The sequence below is a fragment of the Exiguobacterium sp. s166 genome (genome assembly GCF_018618855.1).
GTDB lineage: Bacteria > Bacillota > Bacilli > Exiguobacteriales > Exiguobacteriaceae > Exiguobacterium_A.
On the sequence record NZ_JACSMU010000002.1, the window covers coordinates 638,498 to 656,990 of the forward strand.

Consider the following 18,493-nt stretch of genomic DNA (forward strand, 5'->3'; position numbering starts at 1 on the left):
AGTTCAGTAACCGCAGTCAGGCTGTCCATTCGTGGGCAGTCTTTTTTATTGACAGACGTTCCTGTAACTTTGTATGATACTGCTTGTAGTCTTAAATTAATCCTATTCGAAAACTAGGAATTGAAATCATTTATTCATTAAAAGGAGAGAGCGCTATGAAACACGGACTAAAGCTAGCAGTAGCAGCACTATCAACAGCGGGGGTGTTAGCGGCGTGCGGCGCTTCTAACGAAGAAGCAAACAAAGACGAAAAAATCGTAACGGTCGGAACAGAAGCAACATACCCACCATTTACGTATAAAGAAAAAGGCAAACTGACAGGTTATGATATCGATGTCATGAATGAAGTCGCAAAACGTGCCGGCTATAAAGTCGAGTACAAAGCGATGGACTTTAAAGGATTGATCCCGGCACTTGATTCAAAACGGATCGACGTCATCGCAAACCAAATGGGAATCACAGATGAGCGGAAAGAAAAATATGCGTTCTCTGATGCCTATACAGTTTCCGGTTCAACAATCATCGTTAACAACAAAACAAATGACATCAAGACGCTTGACGACTTAAAAGGAAAAACAGTCGGTTCGACACAAGGTTCACTCTACGCGAAAACAGCGGAAAAAGCCGGTGCGAAAGTCAAGTACTACAAAGGTGCAAACCAAGTCTTAAAAGACCTTGAAGCAGGTCGTGTCGACGCTGCGATGAACGACCGTCTGTTTGTCCTGACAGAGCTTAAAAAAGCAGGATACAAAGTAAAAGCCGTCGGTGAGACGTTTGACAAAAACGAATCAGGTCTGATGATGGCGAAAAACAGCAAGTATGCAGAGGACTTCAACAAAGCACTCGCAGAGATGCAAAAAGACGGCACACTCGCAGATCTTGGGAAAAAATACTTTAACGAGGACATCAGTAAGTGATGGAATTGTTTACAATCGTCCGCGATAATGCGGACGTTTACGGAAAGGCGATTGGCACTACACTTCTTGCAAGTGGATTTGCCATCGTCTTTGCGCTTTTTCTTGGTCTGATTCTTGCCGTCATGCGGGATAGTCGTTTTGCCGTCTTAAGCGGCTTCGCAAGATTGTATGTTTCATTTTTCCGAGGAACGCCACTGTTACTGCAAATTCTGATTTTATACAATGGTCTCGTCGTCCTTCAACTGACCGGCTTCCAAGCGCTAGCATTTGGCCTGTCACTTCACTTCTCGGCCTACATCTCGGAATCGTTCCGGGCAGCGATTTCGTCTGTTGATCGCGGACAATGGGAAGCTGCGGATTCACTCGGAATTCCACGCCGGAAGACGTTTAAGGATGTTATCCTCCCACAAGCTCTTTCACGTGCCATTCCTCCCCTGTCGAACTCGGTTATTGATATTATCAAATCGACTTCACTCGGGACAATTGTAGCCGTTGAAGAACTGACGTATGTATCGGATCAGATTTCAGCAACAACCTATCTCGTCATGCCGTTGTTACTGTTCTCAGCTGCGATTTATTGGATCATGTCGACATTAATTCAAGCGGTGCAACATCGTCTTGAAGCCCGATTCAGTATTCCGGAATAGAATAAGTACACTTGGAATCGTTACACATTCCAAGTGTTTTTTTTAATCTTTTTCAGGTTTAATACTAGCCAACACGGGAATAATCAAGTATACTAATAAAAATCAGAATTATCTGATAACTTTAAAAGGAGCGTGGCCGAGATGAAACAAGTAATTGAAGCTTTCCGTAGACAAGATGCAGAGCAGCGGATTCCAGTGCTACGCCTCGAAATCGATTATGAGCTCAGTACGCTCTTCGATGCTATCCAGGTCCATGATCAAGCAGCTGTTACAGCCAGCAAAGAACGTTTAGATAAATATCGTCAGGAAATGCTTCGCCTCGAAGCATAACCCTATAGATACTCCCATCTCAACTCCCCCTTGAGATGGGACTTTTTTTGTAAAAAAAATAGCCCGAAGGCTATTTTCAATCGACATCCCGTCCACGGGAAGCTTTTAAGATTTCAAACCACTGTTCACGTGACAGTTCGAGTCGGGTCGCCCGAACAGCTGATTCAATGCGGTCAATTTTTCCAGAACCGACGATTGGCATGATCCGTGCCGGATGTTTGAGCAACCAAGCATATGCTACTTCATCGATTGCTTCTGCACCGATGTCATGTCCGATTTCCTCGAGCTTGTCGCGAAGCGGCGCAAACTGCTCATCTTTGAATAATCGCCCTCCAGCTAGTGGACTCCACGCCATGAGCGGCATTTCATTTTCGTGGCATAGATCAACAGAACCGTCTTCGAAGTGCTTCAGTTCTGCAACAGACAGTTCAAGCTGATTTGTGACGAGCATGAACGGCAGTCGTGATTGAATCAGACTTTGCTGTGCCGGTGTATGGTTTGACAAACCAAACGTCCGGACTTTTCCTGACTCTTTCAGCTCAACGAAGGCTTCTGCAATTTCGTTAGGATCCATCAATGGATCCGGACGATGGATTAATAACGTATCAATGTAGTCGACACCCAGTTCCTTTAATGAACGTGTCGCGTGTTCAATGATATGTTCTTTTGTTGTATCATAAAATGATAGTTTTTGATCCGAGAAGTAGTTTCCCTTCATCTTGATTCCTGTTTTTGTGACGATTTCCATCCGTTCGCGGAGTTCAGGTTTGAGAGCCAGTGCTTCACCGAACAACCCTTCGTTCGTATAATCGCCGTAGATGTCGGCGTGGTCGAATGTTGTGATGCCGAGAGCCAAACATTGTTCAATCAGTTCAAGACGCTGCTCTGCAGTCATTTCCCATTCGTTTAATCGCCATAAACCATGTATGACCCTTGAAAATGAAAGATCTTCTGTTAACTGTATCCGTTCCATCATTACTCATCTCCCTATCTCTATATGATGCTTCATCGTTCACTTTACATGAAATTGGTAACGGTTGCACGAGTTACGCCCTCTCATAAAAAAAACCGGCAAGAGTTTCCTCTTTACCGGTTTTTAATTGGAACGCAGGCCTTACTGAATCTGTTCCACTTCTTGCATGACTTCATCTTCAATCATCTGACGTTTACGTGTTGTCTCTGCAGCATCGGGTGATGTCACACTGAAATAGAATTTAATTTTCGGTTCAGTCCCGGATGGGCGAAGGCAGAACCACGAACCGTCTTCTAACGTAAATTTCAAGACATTTGATTTTGGAAGGTTAATCGGTGATGGTGTATGCTGTACCAAATCATGCGAAATGCTTGCATCATAGTCTTCAAATAAGACGACTTTTTCACCGGCCACTTGTTTTGGCGGATGCTCACGGAATGTATCCATGATCCGGCCGATTTGTGCTACACCGTCTTTCCCTTTTAGTGTCAATGAACGAAGTGACTCTTCAAAGTAACCGAACTGTTCATAGATGGCTTGTAACGCCTCATAGAGCGTCCGTCCTTCTTTCTTGTGATACGCTGTCATCTCAGCAGCAAGCAGGCAGGCCTGGACGGCATCCTTGTCACGGCAGAAATCTCCAATCAGGTAGCCATAACTTTCTTCATAACCAAACAGATATTCATATTCTCCGGATTCATTGTATTGTTTGATTTTTTCACCGATGAATTTAAATCCTGTTAACGTATTCTCAACATGCAAGTCGTAATGTCTTGCAATCAAAGCACCAAGTTCCGATGTGACAATCGTTTTCGCGACAAAACCATTTTTCGGTAATGTGCCTTGTGCCGCTTTTTGAGACAAGATGTAATCAAGCAGTAACGCACCTGTCTGGTTTCCCGTGAGGACGACCCATTCTCCATCCGCATCACGTGTCGCAACACCGACACGGTCGGCATCCGGGTCTGTCGCAAGCAACACATCCGCATCGACACGATCTCCGTACTCGATAGCCAACTTAAATGCCGCATGCTCTTCCGGATTCGGAGAAGATACTGTCGGGAAGGCGCCATCCGGTTTCGCTTGTTCTTCGACGACCGTTACATGCTCAAAACCATAATTCTTTAATCCTACCGTGACCGGTACAAGGCCTGTCCCGTGAAGCGGAGTAAAGACAATCTTTAAAGGTGCTGTCAACTCGTCCTGAATCGTCGGTAACACACGAATTGTTTTTAATTGTTCCTGGTACGCGTCATCCAGCTGTTCTCCGACACGAACAATCAATCCGTTCGCGCGCAAGATTTCTTCCGCTTCAAGCTCGATTAAAAGTTCGTCCTCGACTTGATCGACGTAAGAGACAAGATCATCCGCTTCTTTTGGCGGCAACTGTCCACCATCATTCCCGTAGACTTTGTAGCCGTTATATTCCGGTGGATTGTGACTCGCCGTAATGACGATTCCGCCTGCTGCCCGGAGTTCGCGCACGGCAAATGACAATTCAGGTGTTGGACGGAGTCCGTCGAACAAGTACGCTTTAATCCCGTTACTGGCAAGCGTCTTCGCTGCTTCTAATGCAAACTCCGGAGAGTAATGACGGGAGTCATGTGCGATGACGATTCCCTGCGCGACTGCTTCCGCTCCTTCTGCCTTGATAAAGTCAGCAAACCCTTGTGAGGCTTTACGCACCGTGTAGACATTCATCCGGTTCGTCCCGACACCGATCTCACCACGCATACCGCCTGTCCCGAATTCCAACTCTTTGTAAAAGGCTTCTTCGGCTGCTTTGTCGTCTGCCGCAAGCGCCGTCATTTCTTCTTTTAGTTCAGTTTCTAATCCTGCAAACTGATTCCATTTTTGATACGTCTCTTTCCATGACATGTAGTGTCCACTCCTTTAAGTTTGTTTGTACGAGATATTTGTTACGACTTGCGATAAAACGGTACCTTTCATATGATTACTTTAGAAAGGGTCAAGGTGATGTTCATGTTTCCAACCATTCAAATGACTGACTTGCAACAACTTGTCCATACGGATCAGATTCGCTGGTTTGATTGTCGCTATGATTTGCAGCAACCCGATTATGGTCGTGATGCGTTTAGGGAAAGCCATGTCGCGGGCGCACAGTATTTAGATTTATCTACTGATTTATCAGGACCACGTTCCGAAACGGGCGGACGCCATCCACTGCCTTCAAAGGAGCAATGGATCCACACGTTGGAGTCACTCGGGGTCCAGCGCGATGATTTCATCGTCCTTTATGATGATGGCTTCCCTTACGCAGCACGTGCCTGGTGGCTCTTTAAATGGGCCGGGCATGAACGTGTCGTCGTCCTTGAAGGCGGACTGTCATCTTATCTCGCATTTGACTTCCCCATGAGTACGGAATCAACTGTTTTAAAAAAATCAACTTATCAAGCCGACTTTAAAGACGACATGCTGATTCAATATGAAGAGGTTAAAAATCGTCCGGCAGAAACCTATCTCGTGGATTCCCGGTCACCGGATCGATTCCATGGTCAAAACGAAACGATTGATCCCGTCGCCGGTCACATTCCGGGGGCCGTGAATTGCTTCTTCGAAAAGGCAATCTCACCAGACCGCCGCTTGAAAGATGCGGAAGATTTGAAGGAATTGTACGCTGATCTGCTCGAAGCGGAATCTCCAATTCTTTATTGCGGCAGCGGCGTGACCGCTTGCGTCAATGTCCTTGCCTTGCACGCTTTAGGGAAAACCGATGTCCGGCTCTATGCAGGATCGTACAGCGACTGGATCAGCCAAACGGATGAAGTCGCACGATAACGTACACGAAAGTCCGATTTCCATCGGACTTTTTTTAGATTTGTACCGGTTTGATGTTCCAAATGGCATTGGCATATTCTTTAATGGTCCGGTCGCTCGAGAAGACGCCCGATTTCCCGATATTCATGATGACCATCTTGTACCATTTTTCAGTGTCCTGATAGGCACGCCCGATTCTTTCCTGTGCTTGTTGGTACGATAAGAAATCTTTTAAAATCAAGTATTCATCATTGTACGTCAACAGTGAATCATAAATTGCCTGGAACTCACCTGTCGGGAAAAGCGATCCGTCCACGAGTCCGTCGATTACGCGACGAAGTTCAGGTTGTGCACTGTATTGATCGTACGCACTGTAGCCGCCATATTTTTTATAGTTCATGACTTCTTGTGGGGTCAGTCCAAAAATGAAGATGTTTGGATCTTCCACCTCATCGCGAATCTCAATGTTCGCACCGTCCAGTGTCCCGATCGTCAAGGCGCCGTTCATCATGAATTTCATGTTTCCCGTTCCTGACGCCTCATAGCTCGCTGTCGAAATTTGTTCACTGACATCACTTGCCGGGAAAATCTTTTCTGCAAGCGAGACACGATAATTCTCAAGGAATACGACTTTCATATAAGGGCTGACATCCGGATCCGAGTTAATCAGTTTCGCTAAAGAATTGATATAACGGATGACTTCTTTGGCATAATGATAGCCCGGGGCCGCCTTTGCCCCAAAAATAAAGGTCCGTGGCGTCATTTGGAACGATTGATCTTCTTTTAGACGGTAGTACAACGAATGAATATGAAGCGCGTTAAGTAATTGTCGTTTATACGCATGAAGCCGTTTGACTTGCACATCAAAAATCGAATGTGGATCTACAACGATTCCCGTCTCATTCTCAATCAACTCTGCCAATTCTTTTTTACTCGCCAACTTGATTGCCTGGATATCCTGTTGAAGCGTGGTATCCTCTGCGAATTTCGTCAGTTTTTGTAAATCAGACGGATGATTGATCCAACTGTCCCCGATTGCTTCCGTTACACGATTTGCAAGTGCCGGATTCGATAACAGGAACCAGCGTCGATGTGTGATTCCGTTCGTTTTATTATTGAAGCGAAGCGGGAACATCTCATAAAACAAACGCATTTCGCGTTGCTTGAGGATTTCCGTATGGATTTGGGCTACACCGTTCGTCGAGTGGGTACCGACGACGGCTAAGTTCGCCATGTTGATCATCCCGTCCGCAATAATGGCAATTTCACGCATATTCGCTTCCAGATGTGGATAATTATCAAGGACATCCTTACAGAATCGACGGTTGATTTCTTCGACGATTAGATAAATGCGCGGCAATAGATTGCGGAACAGATCAACCGGCCAGCGTTCCAAAGCTTCCGAAAGCAATGTATGGTTTGTAAAGGACATGACACTTTTCGTAATCCGCCATGATTCCTCCCAAGAATATTCCTCTTCATCAATCAAAATCCGCATCAATTCAGGAATCGCAACGACCGGATGCGTATCGTTGATATGAATCGCAATTTGATTTCCTAAATGCTTCAGCGATGTGTTTCGTTTTTTATGTGACAATAAGATACTCCGGAGTCCTGCCGAGACGAAGAAATACTGCTGCTTCAGACGTAAGACTTTGCCTTCATATGTCGTATCATCCGGATATAAGAATTCAGAAATCGTCTGAATGGCTTGTTTGTGACTGAGTAAGTCTTTGTAGTTGCCGCGGTGTTGGCTTAACAGTTCATCGTCGTCATACGGTGATTCAGCACTCCATAGACGTAAGTTATTGACGATGCCGTTCTGATAACCGACGATCGGCATGTCATACGGAACAGCACGAACGATTTCTGCCGGTTCATGATGAACACGATACTTGCCGCCTTCCACTTCCTCCAACCACACGTTTCCTCCGAACGGAATATCGACCGCTTTGTCGGAACGACGGATTTCCCACATGTTGCCGTTCTTCAACCAGTTATCCGGAAGTTCGACTTGGTAGCCGTCGATGATTTTTTGCTTAAATAATCCATATTGATAGCGGATGCCGTTTCCATGGCCCGGTAAGCCGAGTGCTGCGAGTGAATCAAGGAAACAGGCTGCTAAACGACCGAGTCCTCCATTCCCAAGACCCGGTTCCGGTTCTTCTTCCGTCAAATCAGCCAAATCATAGCCGAGTTCTGAAAGACCGCTTCGTACCTCTTCTAACACATCGAGACTCAACAAGTTATTGTAGAGGAATCGACCAAGTAAAAATTCAAGTGAAAAATAATAGACTTGTTTACTTTTTTTATGGATGTAAGCTTCTTTCGTCCGCATCCAATCCGTTGTGACGTATTCCCGTACCATATAGGCTAACGTTTGATAAACGTCATTTTCTGTTGCATCATCCAATGCTTTACCATGCATGGAAATAAACCGCTCATTAAACCTCTTCTTGAACTTCTCTTTGTCTTGGAACATCTAAAAACCCCATTTCCCGTAATCCCCTTCAGTCAACAGACGGTGCGATTAAACGATAGAGCGCCAAATATTCATCAGCGGAGCGAATCCAGCTAAAGTCTTCTTGCATCGCTGTTTCGATCAGATGTTTGAATACAGGTTTATCATGATACGTCTCAATCGTCCGTTTAATTGCATCCAGGAACTCTTGCGCATTATAATTCGAGAACGAGAAGCCATTTCCCTCTAAAGTGAACTGATTAAATGGTTGGACAGTGTCACGCAAGCCACCGGTTTCCCGAACAATCGGCAACGAACCGTACTTCATCGAGATCAATTGACTAAGGCCACACGGTTCGAAACGTGACGGCATCAAGAAGGCGTCACTGCCGGCATAAATCCGTTGGGCGAGTCCGACATCAAAACCGATGTAGGAAGCTACCTTGTCCGGACGAATCGTTGACGCATGCTGGAACAACCCTTCATACTCCGCTTCTCCCGAACCAAGAATGATGAACTGTGCATCGAGTTCGAACAGATCAGGCAGGATATGGGCGAGTAAATCGATTCCCTTTTGATCGACAAGACGTGAGACAAAGCCAAATAACGGCACATCCGGATTGACCGGTAAGCCAAGTTCCTGTTGTAAGGCTGCCTTGTTCACTGCTTTACCTTCTTCAACCGTCTTCACATCATAGTTTTCTACCAGATGTTCATCCGTATCCGGACTGAACTGTCTGTAATCAATTCCGTTCAAAATTCCTCGGACGTCGACGGCACGGTGTTGTAAGACCGGTTCCAGTGTTTCCCCGTAGTAGGGATCCATGATTTCATCACGGTAAGACGGGCTGACAGTAGTAATTTGATTGGCATGGACAAGACCAGCCTTCATATAGTTGACGAGACCGTTATGGGCGATTCCGTCTGCAGTGAAGTGTTCGTGACTGAGACCAAGCAGATCACCCAGTACTTCTTCCGGGAAGACACCTTGATATTGCAGGTTATGGATGGTAAAGACCGTTTTGATTTCCTGATAACGGTTGAGATGCTGATAATGAATCCGTAAGAAAGCCGGTAAGACGCCGGTTTGCCAATCATGACAATGGATGACATCCGGTACTTCCTCTGCATCGACACGTTGAATCATTTCAAGGACCGCTCTTGAGAAGTACGCAAAACGCTCCGCATCGTCATAATGACCATAAATTACACCATCGCGCTTGAAGTAGTATTCATTGTCGATGAAATAAAACGTCACACCGTCTTGTTTTAGACGCAAGACTGCTCCAAATTGTTGACGCCATCCGACCGGGACGATGAAATCAAATAAAAATTCCATCTCTTGTTTGTATTGTTCTTTAATTTGACCGTAGTTCGGTAAAATGACCGAAACTTCCGCACCCTCTTCAGCAAGCGCTAAAGGGAGCGAGCCGACGACGTCAGCTAGCCCCCCTGTCTTGATGAATGGTGTCGCTTCTGTGGCAGCAAACCATACCTTCATAATGACATCCCCTTTTAAACGATTGTTTGTTTCTTGATGACAATCGGTTCTTCAGCCGTTCCACGGATGACTTGTCCGCGTTTCACTGTTACCTCTTTGTCAAGGATCGCGTATTCAACGACTGCGCCTTCTTCGATGACTGATTTTTGCATGATGATCGAGTTTTTAATACGCGCATGTTTTCCGACTTTGACACCACGGAAGAGGATGCTGTCCGTTGCCGTTCCCTCTAGCTTACATCCGTTCGCAACAAGTGAATTCTTGATTGTAGATCCCGGTAAGTAACGTGTCGGTGGTTCGTGTTTGATTTTCGTGTAAACGTGTTGGAAGTCGTTGATTGCTCCCCACTGTTCGAGTAACAGCATGCTTTCACGGTAGTACGAACGAAGGGAATGAATCACTTGTGATGTACCTGTGTATTCATAACCATGGACATGAAGTCGGTTTAATTGAGAACGAATGATGCTTTGAAGCAAATCATATTCCCCGCGACCGATTGCTTCGTCAACGAGACGGACGAACAAGTTTTTTGACAGGACAACTGTTTCCATGTAGAACGTCTCATCCGATGGTTCATACCCGCGTGAACCGATTGCCGTCACACGGTTCTGTTCACTAAAACGAATCGGACGGCAATAGTTACACGGCAAATCACGCTTCGTATAAACGACCGTAATATCGGCATTGGATGATTTATGTTCACGCAGCACATCGCGATAATCAACAGCGGATAAAATATTTGATCCTGTAATCACGACGTAGTTCTCTTTACTGCGTAAAAAGAAGTCGCGGTGTAAATGGAAGTTTGATAAATCACCACGGAATTCATGGGCATCTTGTGATAAAGCCGGCGGGAAGATGTATAATCCGCCGTTTGACCGGTCCAAGTCCCACTCTTTGCCGGATCCAAGATGATCCATCATGGCCCGGTATTTTTCAAGTGTAAAGACACCGATATTCGCAATCTCATTTTGAACCATGTTTGTTAATGTGAAATCGATGAGTCGATAACGACCTGCGAATGGTACGGCAGCCAAGTTGCGGTGTTCCGTCAATTCTTTAAAGAATCCTTCTTCACCGCTCAGATTGATGACTCCTAGTAAATCTGTTTTCATCGGTACTTCCCCCTTATTGGATCGCTTCTTTGATGACTTCATTTTTCGGAATGACACTGTTCGCTTCGATGACAAAGACTTCGCCGTTCGGTGTTCCGATTGTTGCCCCGTCTTCTACGACGACGCCGTCTGCGAGAATCGCCCGGTGAATCGTGACGTCTTTACCGATCTTAACGTTCGGGAAGATGACCGAATCCTTCACAAGTGAACCTTCTGCGACGTCAACGCCGTAAAAGAGAACCGAATGATTGATTTCGCCTTCGATATGGCATCCTTCGTTGATGATCGAAGTATCGATTGAAGCATTGTTCCCGATGTACTGTGGTTGTTGATTTGGATTGACGGAGTGTACTTTCCAAGACGGTTCATACAAATCAAACTCCGGATCCGCTGCAAGTAAATCCATGTTGGCTTCCCAAAGTGATTGGATTGTTCCGACGTCTTTCCAGTATCCCTTGAATTTATAGGCACGAATATTTAGGTTTTCAAATAGCATGTTCGGAATGATATTTTTCCCGAAGTCAAAGCTTGATTCTGCATCCCCGGCATCTTGAATCAAGTGACGTTTCAAGACATCCCAGTTAAAGACGTAAATTCCCATCGAAGCCAGGTTTGATTTCGGATTTTCCGGTTTTTCTTCAAATTCATTGATTCGAAGATCTTCGTCCGTATTCAGGATCCCGAAGCGCGGTGCTTCTTCCCAAGGGACTTCGCGAACAGAAATCGTGACGTCTGCTCCCCCTTGACGATGTTCCTCAATCATTTTTTCGTAATCCATTTTGTAGATGTGATCCCCTGACAATACAAGCACATAATCTGGATCGTATTGGTTGATGTAACTCATATTCCGGTAGATGGCATTCGCCGTTCCTTCATACCAGTTTTTCCCGTTTTGGGCTTGGTATGGTGGCAGGATCGTTAATCCACCGTTACGGCGGTCAAGATCCCAGGCACTTCCGATTCCAAGATAGCGGTTCAGTTCAAGTGGTTCATATTGCGTCAAGACTCCTACTGTGTCGATTCCTGAGTTCGTACAGTTAGATAACGGGAAATCAATGATTCGATATTTCCCTCCAAACGCGACCGCCGGTTTTGCAGTGTGTTTCGTAAGTGCTCCTAGACGTTTTCCTTCTCCGCCAGCAAGCAACATCGCGACGACATTCTTTTTAGCCATTTCGTCCCCTCCAGTTTGTGCTCTTTTTGTCCATCAATCATGTGTTTTAATTTATACAGATACTCTTATATACCCACCTTTTCTCTTTTTAATATAACATTCCTGCAAAATAGGTTTATTAAAATACAAATTTCTTAAATTTCTCTACTGTTTTCTCCATAAAAGACCGATAATAGGAATGAAATGCCGTTTGAAAGGAGTTTTCATGAGAATCACGACCGGATACACCTTAGTGTTGGCTTTAGCTTTTAGTTTAGTACTAACACTTTTTTCAGTTCGTAATCAGTTGGATCTTGCCCAGGATTTGTTCCGTTGGGCAGATCAAAAAACGACTGATCGCCCCCTCGCATCGTATCAACCGATTACTGTCACGTACCAAAAAGAACGCCTCGAGCTTTATGACGGGTTACGCCGGAATGATTTGAAAGCAAATGCTTTACCGCCAAAGGTCGAGCAGGCTTTCATTGCAATTGAAGACCGGCGATTTTATCAACATGACGGTTATGATATCACCGGTATTTTGCGAGCGTTTACAGAAAATCAATCCGGCGATAACAAAGGTCAAGGCGGGAGTACCATCACCCAGCAACTGGCACGGATGACTTATCTTTCCACAGAAAAAACCTATACTAGAAAAATAAAAGAAATTTTGATTGCGATCGAATTGGAACAAAAATATTCAAAAAAAGAGCTTTTAACGGCGTATGTCAATCAAGCTTATTTTGCGAATAATATCTACGGCATCGAACTCGCAGCAACATCCTATCTTGGAAAACATGCAAAAGATTTAAACTGGGCGGAAGTCAGCTATTTGGCTTCGATTCCAAACAATCCGTCTCTTTACAATCCATTGCGGTTTCCGAAAAATACAAGCAAACGCCAACAACGCATTTTAAAAGCTTTGCAGCAGACGCAAAACATTTCAAACAAAGCCCGGAAGCAGTCGGTCAACCTTTCGTTTCATAAGCCGACCATCCGGTATCCTGATTACATTGATGCCAGCGTATCAGAAGCAATCCGCCAAACAGCCGCTTTAAAAAATTTGAGCATGTCACAGGCTGAACAGTATTTACATCAACATGGCGCCGTCATTCAGACTTATCTTGATCCGGCAGAACAGACGCGGGCCAAACAAGCGATTCAACAACTCCCCCAACCGATTGAAGGCGCTTACGTCGGAATCGATGGAGATACACGTGGTGTAACAGCACTTGTCGGCAACAAGTCCAATGTACCGGGACAGCTCAACCGGGCGGTTCAGTCTTACCGTCAGCCTGGGTCAACGTTGAAACCATTACTTGTTTATGGTCCCTACCTTGAAAAGACGAAAAAAACATTAACGAGTCGATTGGACGGAAGTCCTGTTTGTTTTGACGGGTACTGTCCGCAAAACAGTAGCAACCGGATTCTCGGAAGCGTGACGATTGCTGATGCGATTGCTTACTCCTACAATACACCAGCCTTACGTGCTTTTTCTGTTTCGTTTAATGAAGGATTGAAGACGATCCGACCGTTCCGGTTCAGTCAATGGACGGAAGAAGATAATTCCTACAACAGTGCATTAGGCGGGTTGAAGTATGGCGTCAGTCCACTTGAACTGACTAGTGCCTATACAACCTTTGTCAATGATGGACTTTACAGTCCCTCTTCGATGATCCGCACCATCACGACGGATCAGGGAGCACTTTACCGGCATACGATGTCAACGGACCGGATCTGGTCGAGCCGGACAAACCAATTACTGCGCAAAGGGCTCCACAACGTCATGACCTATGGAACAGGACGCTTGGGTTATGATTCTAATCCTGCCTATACAGGAGGCAAGACCGGTACGACAAACGACAATAAAGACATGTGGTTTGTCGGCATAAAGAATCAACATGTCGGAGGAATCTGGCTTGGGGCAGATATTCCCCGTGCCTTCCCAAGCGAAGCGAACAGTACATTACAGGTCAGAACGTGGGCTTCGATTGTCCAATGACTTATTTCGTAAACAAAACGGCTTGTCCTAGCGAATTGAACAAGCTCAGTCCGACCCAGGTCAATCCGGCCAGTAATATGCCCCATGCCAGAAAAAGAAATACCACTAGTCCGATGGCTCCTGCAGTGGAGGTCATTTTACTGATTTGAAACACGTAAAAGAAAAAATAGATTAAAAAAGAACTTGCCAGTACGAGACAAACTAACGGGAACGATGTCATGAATGCAAAACTGATGCATCCTCCGATTAACAGGAGAATACTGCCGGGGCGTAACATACTCAATGTCGTTCCCACCTGTTCTTTGATGAAAAACGCAAACCCAAGCTGATTAATCGTATCGGAAATCAGTTTCAAAGAACTGAAGATCATGAAATAAATGATTAAAAAGCCAAGCCATACGAGCAACTTCGTGTTACGTGCACTAAGTATTTGTAGTAGCTCGTCGTAGACCCCGACGTCATTCAACCACGTCAGTGCAAGCTCAGACGTAGCAATCGCAAGAGACGTACTGAACAGCAGGATGCTGATCAGAGGGGCATAACTCAATAAGTAGACGTTCGTCCGCATTTCGAATCTCCATTCATAGAAATTTCATATGTAGCACACAATTACACTTACAAGTATACTATAATAGATTATATCGGTTATTGAGACTAAAGGGGGAAGCAAAAATGGCATTTATTTTAATGGTAGGCGTTAGCCTCGCTTTCTTGACAGCGATTTTTACTGCAGGCTACAACAAAAAACCTGAAGGTAACGAATAAAACAAATCCCCCTGCCCGTTCATTCGGGTCAGGGGGATCTGTTGTTTTACAGTAGATTCGCATATCCTTGTTGCCGGAGTGCTTCATACACGATGATGGCAGCCGTGTTCGAGACATTGAGCGAACGAACAAGATTCGATTGCGGAAGACGGATGCAACGATCCAGATTCTCATCAATGACGTTTAACGGTAATCCTTTTGTTTCGCGTCCGAAAACAAAAAAGTAGTCTTCTTCAACGTTCGATAAATCCACTTGGCTTGGATATTTTTCGCCATACTTCGTGATATAGTAGAACGTCCCATCCGGATGTTTATCCCACAACTCTTCCAACGAATCATGATACCTTACATCAACGAACTCCCAATAATCAAGACCTGCCCGTTTCAACTGTTTATCATCCGTTGAAAACCCAAGCGGTCGTATTAAATGTAAGACTGAATGCGTCGCTGCGCATGTCCGTGAAATATTACCTGTATTTTGTGGAATTTCTGGTTGATACATGACGACGTGAATGGCCATTAATTCTTCTCTCCTAACTCATGCGCAAGCAGCGCTTCTTTATGGGCAATGCCACTGGCAAAACCCGTCATTTTACCGGATGCCCCAATAATCCGGTGACAGGGATAAATCAAAGCGATTGGATTCCGATTCAAAGCACCTCCGACTGCACGGGCCGCCTTTTCGGAACCAATCATTCGTGCCAGTTGTCCATAACTTGCTGTCTGGCCGAACGGAATCAATCTCAACGCTTCCAAGACACGCTGCTGGAAGACGGTCACTTCTAGCCGGCAAGGAACGTCATCCAATGCGCCCGGCTGTCCTCGTTCATATGCTTCAAGTGCATCGGCTAGAAAATCAGGCAACGGTGCCTCATAATAGGCAGCTTCGTCAAGATATTGCTTCAGACGATTCATGTCATGTCCAAAATCGAGATAGACGACTTCATCTTCTTCCCACCCGATAACCAACTCACCAAACGTATAGGTCAATTTTTTATACGGCATGCCCGCTCCCCCATTCCTCAAGCAAACGATTCCCTTCCACTTGAACATCTTCCGCAGAATCAGTCAACAGACGCCCTTGGATATAGTCTTTTGCTTCTTGACCGGCAATCCGACCAATTGCCCAGACGGCAAGGGCTCGCATATCTTCCCGCTGATCGGTTTCAGCCATCACTCGCAAAGCCTCGAGTGCCGTCCGGTCTTGATAATGTACGAGCGCACAGACGGCGTTACGTTGAATTGGTTTTTTCCCACGCCATGCACCCGATAATGAACCAAACCGTGTTTTAAATTCACGATTACTAAGAGAAAGCAACGGAATGAGTAACGGTTTGACCTGTTCCGGATCAGGTTGCAGTTCGCTGTGTTGTGTGGCATGTTTTTTCCGGTTGTATGGACAAACTTGCTGACAGGTATCACAACCGTATAAACGATTTCCGAGGGCATATCGGAAATGTTCAGGAATCAGAGTCTTCGTTTGCGTAATGAACGAGATGCAACGTTTCGCATCGATGACACCCGGTTCAATCAGTGCATCCGTTGGACAAGCATCGAGACATTTATTGCAGGAACCGCACAACTCTTCGACCGGCTCATCCGGAGGCAGATATTGATCTGTAATCAATTCTCCTAAATAAAGATAAGAACCATGTTCCTCGCTAATGATGGAACAGTTTTTCCCGCTGAATCCGATCCCTGCCCGTTCTGCGACCGCACGATCGACCAGTTCTCCCGTGTCGACCATCGAACGTGATCGAGCTCCGGGGATCAGTTCTTGAATTTTTTCTTCCAGCAATGTCAATCGCTGCTTCAGAGCCTGATGGTAGTCCAGTCCCCAAGAAGAACGTCCAAAGATTCCGCGCCGTTCCCCTTCTTTTCCACGCGGAGCATCCTTGAGCTTACTTGGATAAGCGACGGCGATTGCGATGATGGAGACGGCATCATCCAGTAACAGCGTTGGTGTCGTCCGCCGTTCAAGATCGGGTTCTTCAAATCCGGAAGCATATCCTTTTTCTTGTTGTTGAATGAGACGCTGTTTCATCACCAGAAAAGGATCCGCTGTCGTAATACGGAATTCATCGATACCAATTTCTTTGGCATACCTCTGCAATTCTTTTTTCAACAATTCCCCCTGCATCGTATCTCTCCTTTCGCTTGTTTATCTCCATGCTAAACAAAAAGAGCAAAGTGTCAATTAAAAACGACACGTTGCTCTTTTCAGGTAAGCGGGTGAAGGGAATCGAACCCTCATCATCAGCTTGGAAGGCTGAGGTTTTACCACTAAACTACACCCGCATAATCAGGTGAATCTTAAATGAGATCGTACAAAGGTAAAAGCGGGTGAAGGGAATCGAACCCTCATCATCAGCTTGGAAGGCTGAGGTTTTACCACTAAACTACACCCGCAAGATACCGGTGGTCGGAATCGAACCGACACTCCAAAGGAACACGATTTTGAGTCGTGCGCGTCTACCAGTTCCGCCACACCGGCACAATCTCTTGCAAAACTATTCAATTAAGAATTATTGGAGGCGCCAGTCAGAATCGAACTGACGATAGAGGAGTTGCAGTCCTCTGCCTTACCACTTGGCTATGGCGCCATTTATTGGAGCGGAAGACGGGATTCGAACCCGCGACCCCGACCTTGGCAAGGTCGTATTCTACCACTGAACTACTTCCGCACAAAAAGCTGGGCTGGAAGGGATCGAACCTTCGCATGCTGGAATCAAAATCCAGTGCCTTACCACTTGGCCACAGCCCAATAATAAAAGGGCGACTGATGGGAATTGAACCCACGAATGCCGGAATCACAATCCGGTGCGTTAACCACTTCGCCACAATCGCCATAATAATAAAACAGGGGCAGCAGGAATCGAACCCGCGCTGACGGTTTTGGAGACCGTAGTTCTACCGCTAAACTATGCCCCTAAAGTGGTGGGGGGGGGCGGATTCGAACCGCCGAACCCGAGGGAGCGGATTTACAGTCCGCCGCGTTTAGCCACTTCGCTACCCCCCCACAAATGGGAAAACATTAAAAATCATATGGTGGCTTTGGACGGAATCGAACCGCCGACACGAGGATTTTCAGTCCTCTGCTCTACCGACTGAGCTACAAAGCCTTAATAATGGCGGTCCTGACGGGATTCGAACCCGCGATCTCCTGCGTGACAGGCAGGCATGTTAACCGCTACACCACAGGACCGTATGTAATAATTGCGGGGGCCGGATTTGAACCGACGACCTTTGGGTTATGAGCCCAACGAGCTACCAGACTGCTCCACCCCGCGATGATAAAAAATGGTGACCCGTACGGGAATCGAACCCGTGATACCGCCGTGAAAGGGCGGTGTCTTAACCGCTTGACCAACGGGCCATTTTATAATTGAAAATGTTATGGCGGAGAGCAAGGGATTCGAACCCTTGAGACGCTTATGACGCCTACACGATTTCCAATCGTGCTCCTTCGGCCACTCGGACAGCTCTCCATTGCATGTGGTGAAGAAGTAATAAATGGCTCCGCAAGTAGGATTTGAACCTACGACCTACCGGTTAACAGCCGGTTGCTCTACCACTGAGCTATTGCGGAACGATCGCCTGGCAGCGTCCTATCCTCACAGGGGGAAGCCCCCAACTACTTTCGGCGTTCAAGTGCTTAACTTCCGTGTTCGGCATGGGAACGGGTGTGACCACTTGGCTATCGCCACCAGACATCTATGATCTTAACATTATGTTTCCATAACGTCAAGCACTTTTTTGAAAGGCTCGCGCCCTCAAAACTGAAGTCATCAACAATGCATCTGCTAGAACAAGGCCTCGACCGATTAGTATCACTCAGCTCCGCATGTCGC

Annotated in this window: 15 protein-coding genes, 15 tRNA genes and 1 rRNA gene; 5 read left to right on the forward strand and 26 right to left on the reverse strand. The window is 46.0% G+C overall.

From position 1 onward, the window contains the following. Positions 1 to 155: 155 nt before the first annotated feature. The 3 genes from KNP93_RS07620 (at position 156) to KNP93_RS07630 (ending at position 1,894) form a co-directional block, all read left to right on the forward strand. A complete protein-coding gene (locus KNP93_RS07620; protein WP_131973266.1) occupies positions 156 to 917 on the forward strand; it encodes a transporter substrate-binding domain-containing protein in 762 nt (253 codons plus the stop codon). Then, a complete protein-coding gene (locus KNP93_RS07625; protein WP_114596516.1) occupies positions 917 to 1,564 on the forward strand; it encodes an amino acid ABC transporter permease in 648 nt (215 codons plus the stop codon). Before KNP93_RS07620 ends, KNP93_RS07625 begins: the two co-directional genes overlap by 1 nt. Positions 1,565 to 1,705: 141 nt before the next feature. After that, positions 1,706 to 1,894: a hypothetical protein gene (locus KNP93_RS07630; RefSeq protein WP_012369580.1), complete on the forward strand. Its 189-nt coding sequence runs from the start codon at positions 1,706 to 1,708 to the stop codon at positions 1,892 to 1,894. 76 nt (positions 1,895 to 1,970) lie between these two features. On the opposite strand, the gene KNP93_RS07635 is transcribed toward KNP93_RS07630, so the two are convergent. After that, the gene (locus tag KNP93_RS07635) at positions 1,971 to 2,867 is read right to left on the reverse strand and encodes an aldo/keto reductase (RefSeq protein WP_165871667.1); all 897 of its coding nucleotides are present in this window, start codon (positions 2,865 to 2,867) and stop codon (positions 1,971 to 1,973) included. Between the two features lie 141 nt (positions 2,868 to 3,008). Further along, a complete protein-coding gene (locus KNP93_RS07640) occupies positions 3,009 to 4,745 on the reverse strand; it encodes a phospho-sugar mutase (RefSeq protein ID WP_131503853.1) in 1,737 nt (578 codons plus the stop codon). 105 nt (positions 4,746 to 4,850) lie between these two features. On the opposite strand from KNP93_RS07640, the gene KNP93_RS07645 reads away from it, so the two are divergent. Next, positions 4,851 to 5,666, forward strand: a complete 816-nt coding sequence (locus KNP93_RS07645) for a sulfurtransferase (protein ID WP_251138686.1) — start codon at positions 4,851 to 4,853, stop codon at positions 5,664 to 5,666. 34 nt (positions 5,667 to 5,700) lie between these two features. On the opposite strand, the gene KNP93_RS07650 is transcribed toward KNP93_RS07645, so the two are convergent. The 4 genes from KNP93_RS07650 to KNP93_RS07665 are packed head-to-tail and all read right to left on the reverse strand — an operon-like array spanning position 5,701 to position 11,896. Then, complete coding sequence (locus KNP93_RS07650; protein WP_114596520.1) at positions 5,701 to 8,127, reverse strand: glycogen/starch/alpha-glucan phosphorylase; 2,427 nt, start codon at positions 8,125 to 8,127, stop codon at positions 5,701 to 5,703. Between the two features lie 28 nt (positions 8,128 to 8,155). Continuing rightward, entirely contained in the window at positions 8,156 to 9,607 is a 1,452-nt protein-coding gene (gene glgA / locus KNP93_RS07655; RefSeq protein WP_188005196.1) for a glycogen synthase GlgA, read from the reverse strand. 14 nt (positions 9,608 to 9,621) lie between these two features. Further along, on the reverse strand, positions 9,622 to 10,722 hold the full coding sequence (gene glgD / locus KNP93_RS07660; RefSeq protein WP_131973269.1) for a glucose-1-phosphate adenylyltransferase subunit GlgD: 1,101 nt from the start codon (positions 10,720 to 10,722) through the stop codon (positions 9,622 to 9,624). A gap of 13 nt (positions 10,723 to 10,735) precedes the next feature. Next, the gene (locus tag KNP93_RS07665; protein WP_131503848.1) at positions 10,736 to 11,896 is read right to left on the reverse strand and encodes a glucose-1-phosphate adenylyltransferase; all 1,161 of its coding nucleotides are present in this window, start codon (positions 11,894 to 11,896) and stop codon (positions 10,736 to 10,738) included. 205 nt (positions 11,897 to 12,101) lie between these two features. On the opposite strand from KNP93_RS07665, the gene KNP93_RS07670 reads away from it, so the two are divergent. Next, positions 12,102 to 13,877 carry a transglycosylase domain-containing protein gene (locus tag KNP93_RS07670; RefSeq protein WP_214854244.1) on the forward strand — a complete coding sequence of 592 codons (1,776 nt, stop codon included), beginning with the start codon at positions 12,102 to 12,104 and terminating at the stop codon, positions 13,875 to 13,877. A gap of 1 nt (position 13,878) precedes the next feature. Here KNP93_RS07670 and KNP93_RS07675 read toward each other — a convergent pair whose 3' ends face one another. The 20 genes from KNP93_RS07675 to rrf all read right to left on the reverse strand — a co-directional run bounded on the left by KNP93_RS07675 (position 13,879) and on the right by rrf (position 18,353). Next, positions 13,879 to 14,445: a DUF5366 family protein gene (locus KNP93_RS07675; RefSeq protein ID WP_214854247.1), complete on the reverse strand. Its 567-nt coding sequence runs from the start codon at positions 14,443 to 14,445 to the stop codon at positions 13,879 to 13,881. Between the two features lie 243 nt (positions 14,446 to 14,688). Beyond that, a complete protein-coding gene (trmL, locus tag KNP93_RS07680) occupies positions 14,689 to 15,162 on the reverse strand; it encodes a tRNA (uridine(34)/cytosine(34)/5-carboxymethylaminomethyluridine(34)-2'-O)-methyltransferase TrmL (protein ID WP_026829115.1) in 474 nt (157 codons plus the stop codon). Beyond that, on the reverse strand, positions 15,162 to 15,647 hold the full coding sequence (locus tag KNP93_RS07685; protein ID WP_214854250.1) for a methylated-DNA--[protein]-cysteine S-methyltransferase: 486 nt from the start codon (positions 15,645 to 15,647) through the stop codon (positions 15,162 to 15,164). The genes trmL and KNP93_RS07685 overlap by 1 nt, the downstream gene beginning before the upstream one ends. After that, a complete protein-coding gene (queG, locus tag KNP93_RS07690) occupies positions 15,637 to 16,782 on the reverse strand; it encodes a tRNA epoxyqueuosine(34) reductase QueG (RefSeq protein WP_131973271.1) in 1,146 nt (381 codons plus the stop codon). Before queG ends, KNP93_RS07685 begins: the two co-directional genes overlap by 11 nt. A gap of 87 nt (positions 16,783 to 16,869) precedes the next feature. After that, a tRNA-Gly gene (locus KNP93_RS07695) sits at positions 16,870 to 16,940 on the reverse strand. A gap of 40 nt (positions 16,941 to 16,980) precedes the next feature. Next, positions 16,981 to 17,051: transfer RNA gene (locus tag KNP93_RS07700), tRNA-Gly, on the reverse strand. Between the two features lie 4 nt (positions 17,052 to 17,055). Continuing rightward, positions 17,056 to 17,136: transfer RNA gene (locus KNP93_RS07705), tRNA-Leu, on the reverse strand. Between the two features lie 35 nt (positions 17,137 to 17,171). Then, positions 17,172 to 17,245: transfer RNA gene (locus tag KNP93_RS07710), tRNA-Cys, on the reverse strand. Positions 17,246 to 17,251: 6 nt separating this feature from the next. After that, a tRNA-Gly gene (locus tag KNP93_RS07715) sits at positions 17,252 to 17,326 on the reverse strand. Between the two features lie 8 nt (positions 17,327 to 17,334). Then, positions 17,335 to 17,406, reverse strand: a tRNA-Gln gene (locus KNP93_RS07720). A gap of 10 nt (positions 17,407 to 17,416) precedes the next feature. Further along, positions 17,417 to 17,489, reverse strand: a tRNA-His gene (locus KNP93_RS07725). Between the two features lie 13 nt (positions 17,490 to 17,502). Next, a tRNA-Trp gene (locus KNP93_RS07730) sits at positions 17,503 to 17,573 on the reverse strand. A 4-nt stretch (positions 17,574 to 17,577) separates the two neighbouring features. Then, positions 17,578 to 17,661: transfer RNA gene (locus KNP93_RS07735), tRNA-Tyr, on the reverse strand. Between the two features lie 27 nt (positions 17,662 to 17,688). Further along, positions 17,689 to 17,764, reverse strand: a tRNA-Phe gene (locus KNP93_RS07740). Between the two features lie 7 nt (positions 17,765 to 17,771). Next, a tRNA-Asp gene (locus tag KNP93_RS07745) sits at positions 17,772 to 17,847 on the reverse strand. Positions 17,848 to 17,858: 11 nt separating this feature from the next. Next, positions 17,859 to 17,932 (reverse strand) — tRNA-Met (locus tag KNP93_RS07750). Positions 17,933 to 17,943: 11 nt separating this feature from the next. Continuing rightward, a tRNA-Glu gene (locus KNP93_RS07755) sits at positions 17,944 to 18,018 on the reverse strand. 21 nt (positions 18,019 to 18,039) lie between these two features. Continuing rightward, positions 18,040 to 18,130 (reverse strand) — tRNA-Ser (locus tag KNP93_RS07760). Positions 18,131 to 18,156: 26 nt separating this feature from the next. After that, positions 18,157 to 18,231: transfer RNA gene (locus KNP93_RS07765), tRNA-Asn, on the reverse strand. Between the two features lie 6 nt (positions 18,232 to 18,237). After that, positions 18,238 to 18,353, reverse strand: a 5S ribosomal RNA gene (rrf, locus tag KNP93_RS07770). Positions 18,354 to 18,493 lie beyond the last annotated feature (140 nt).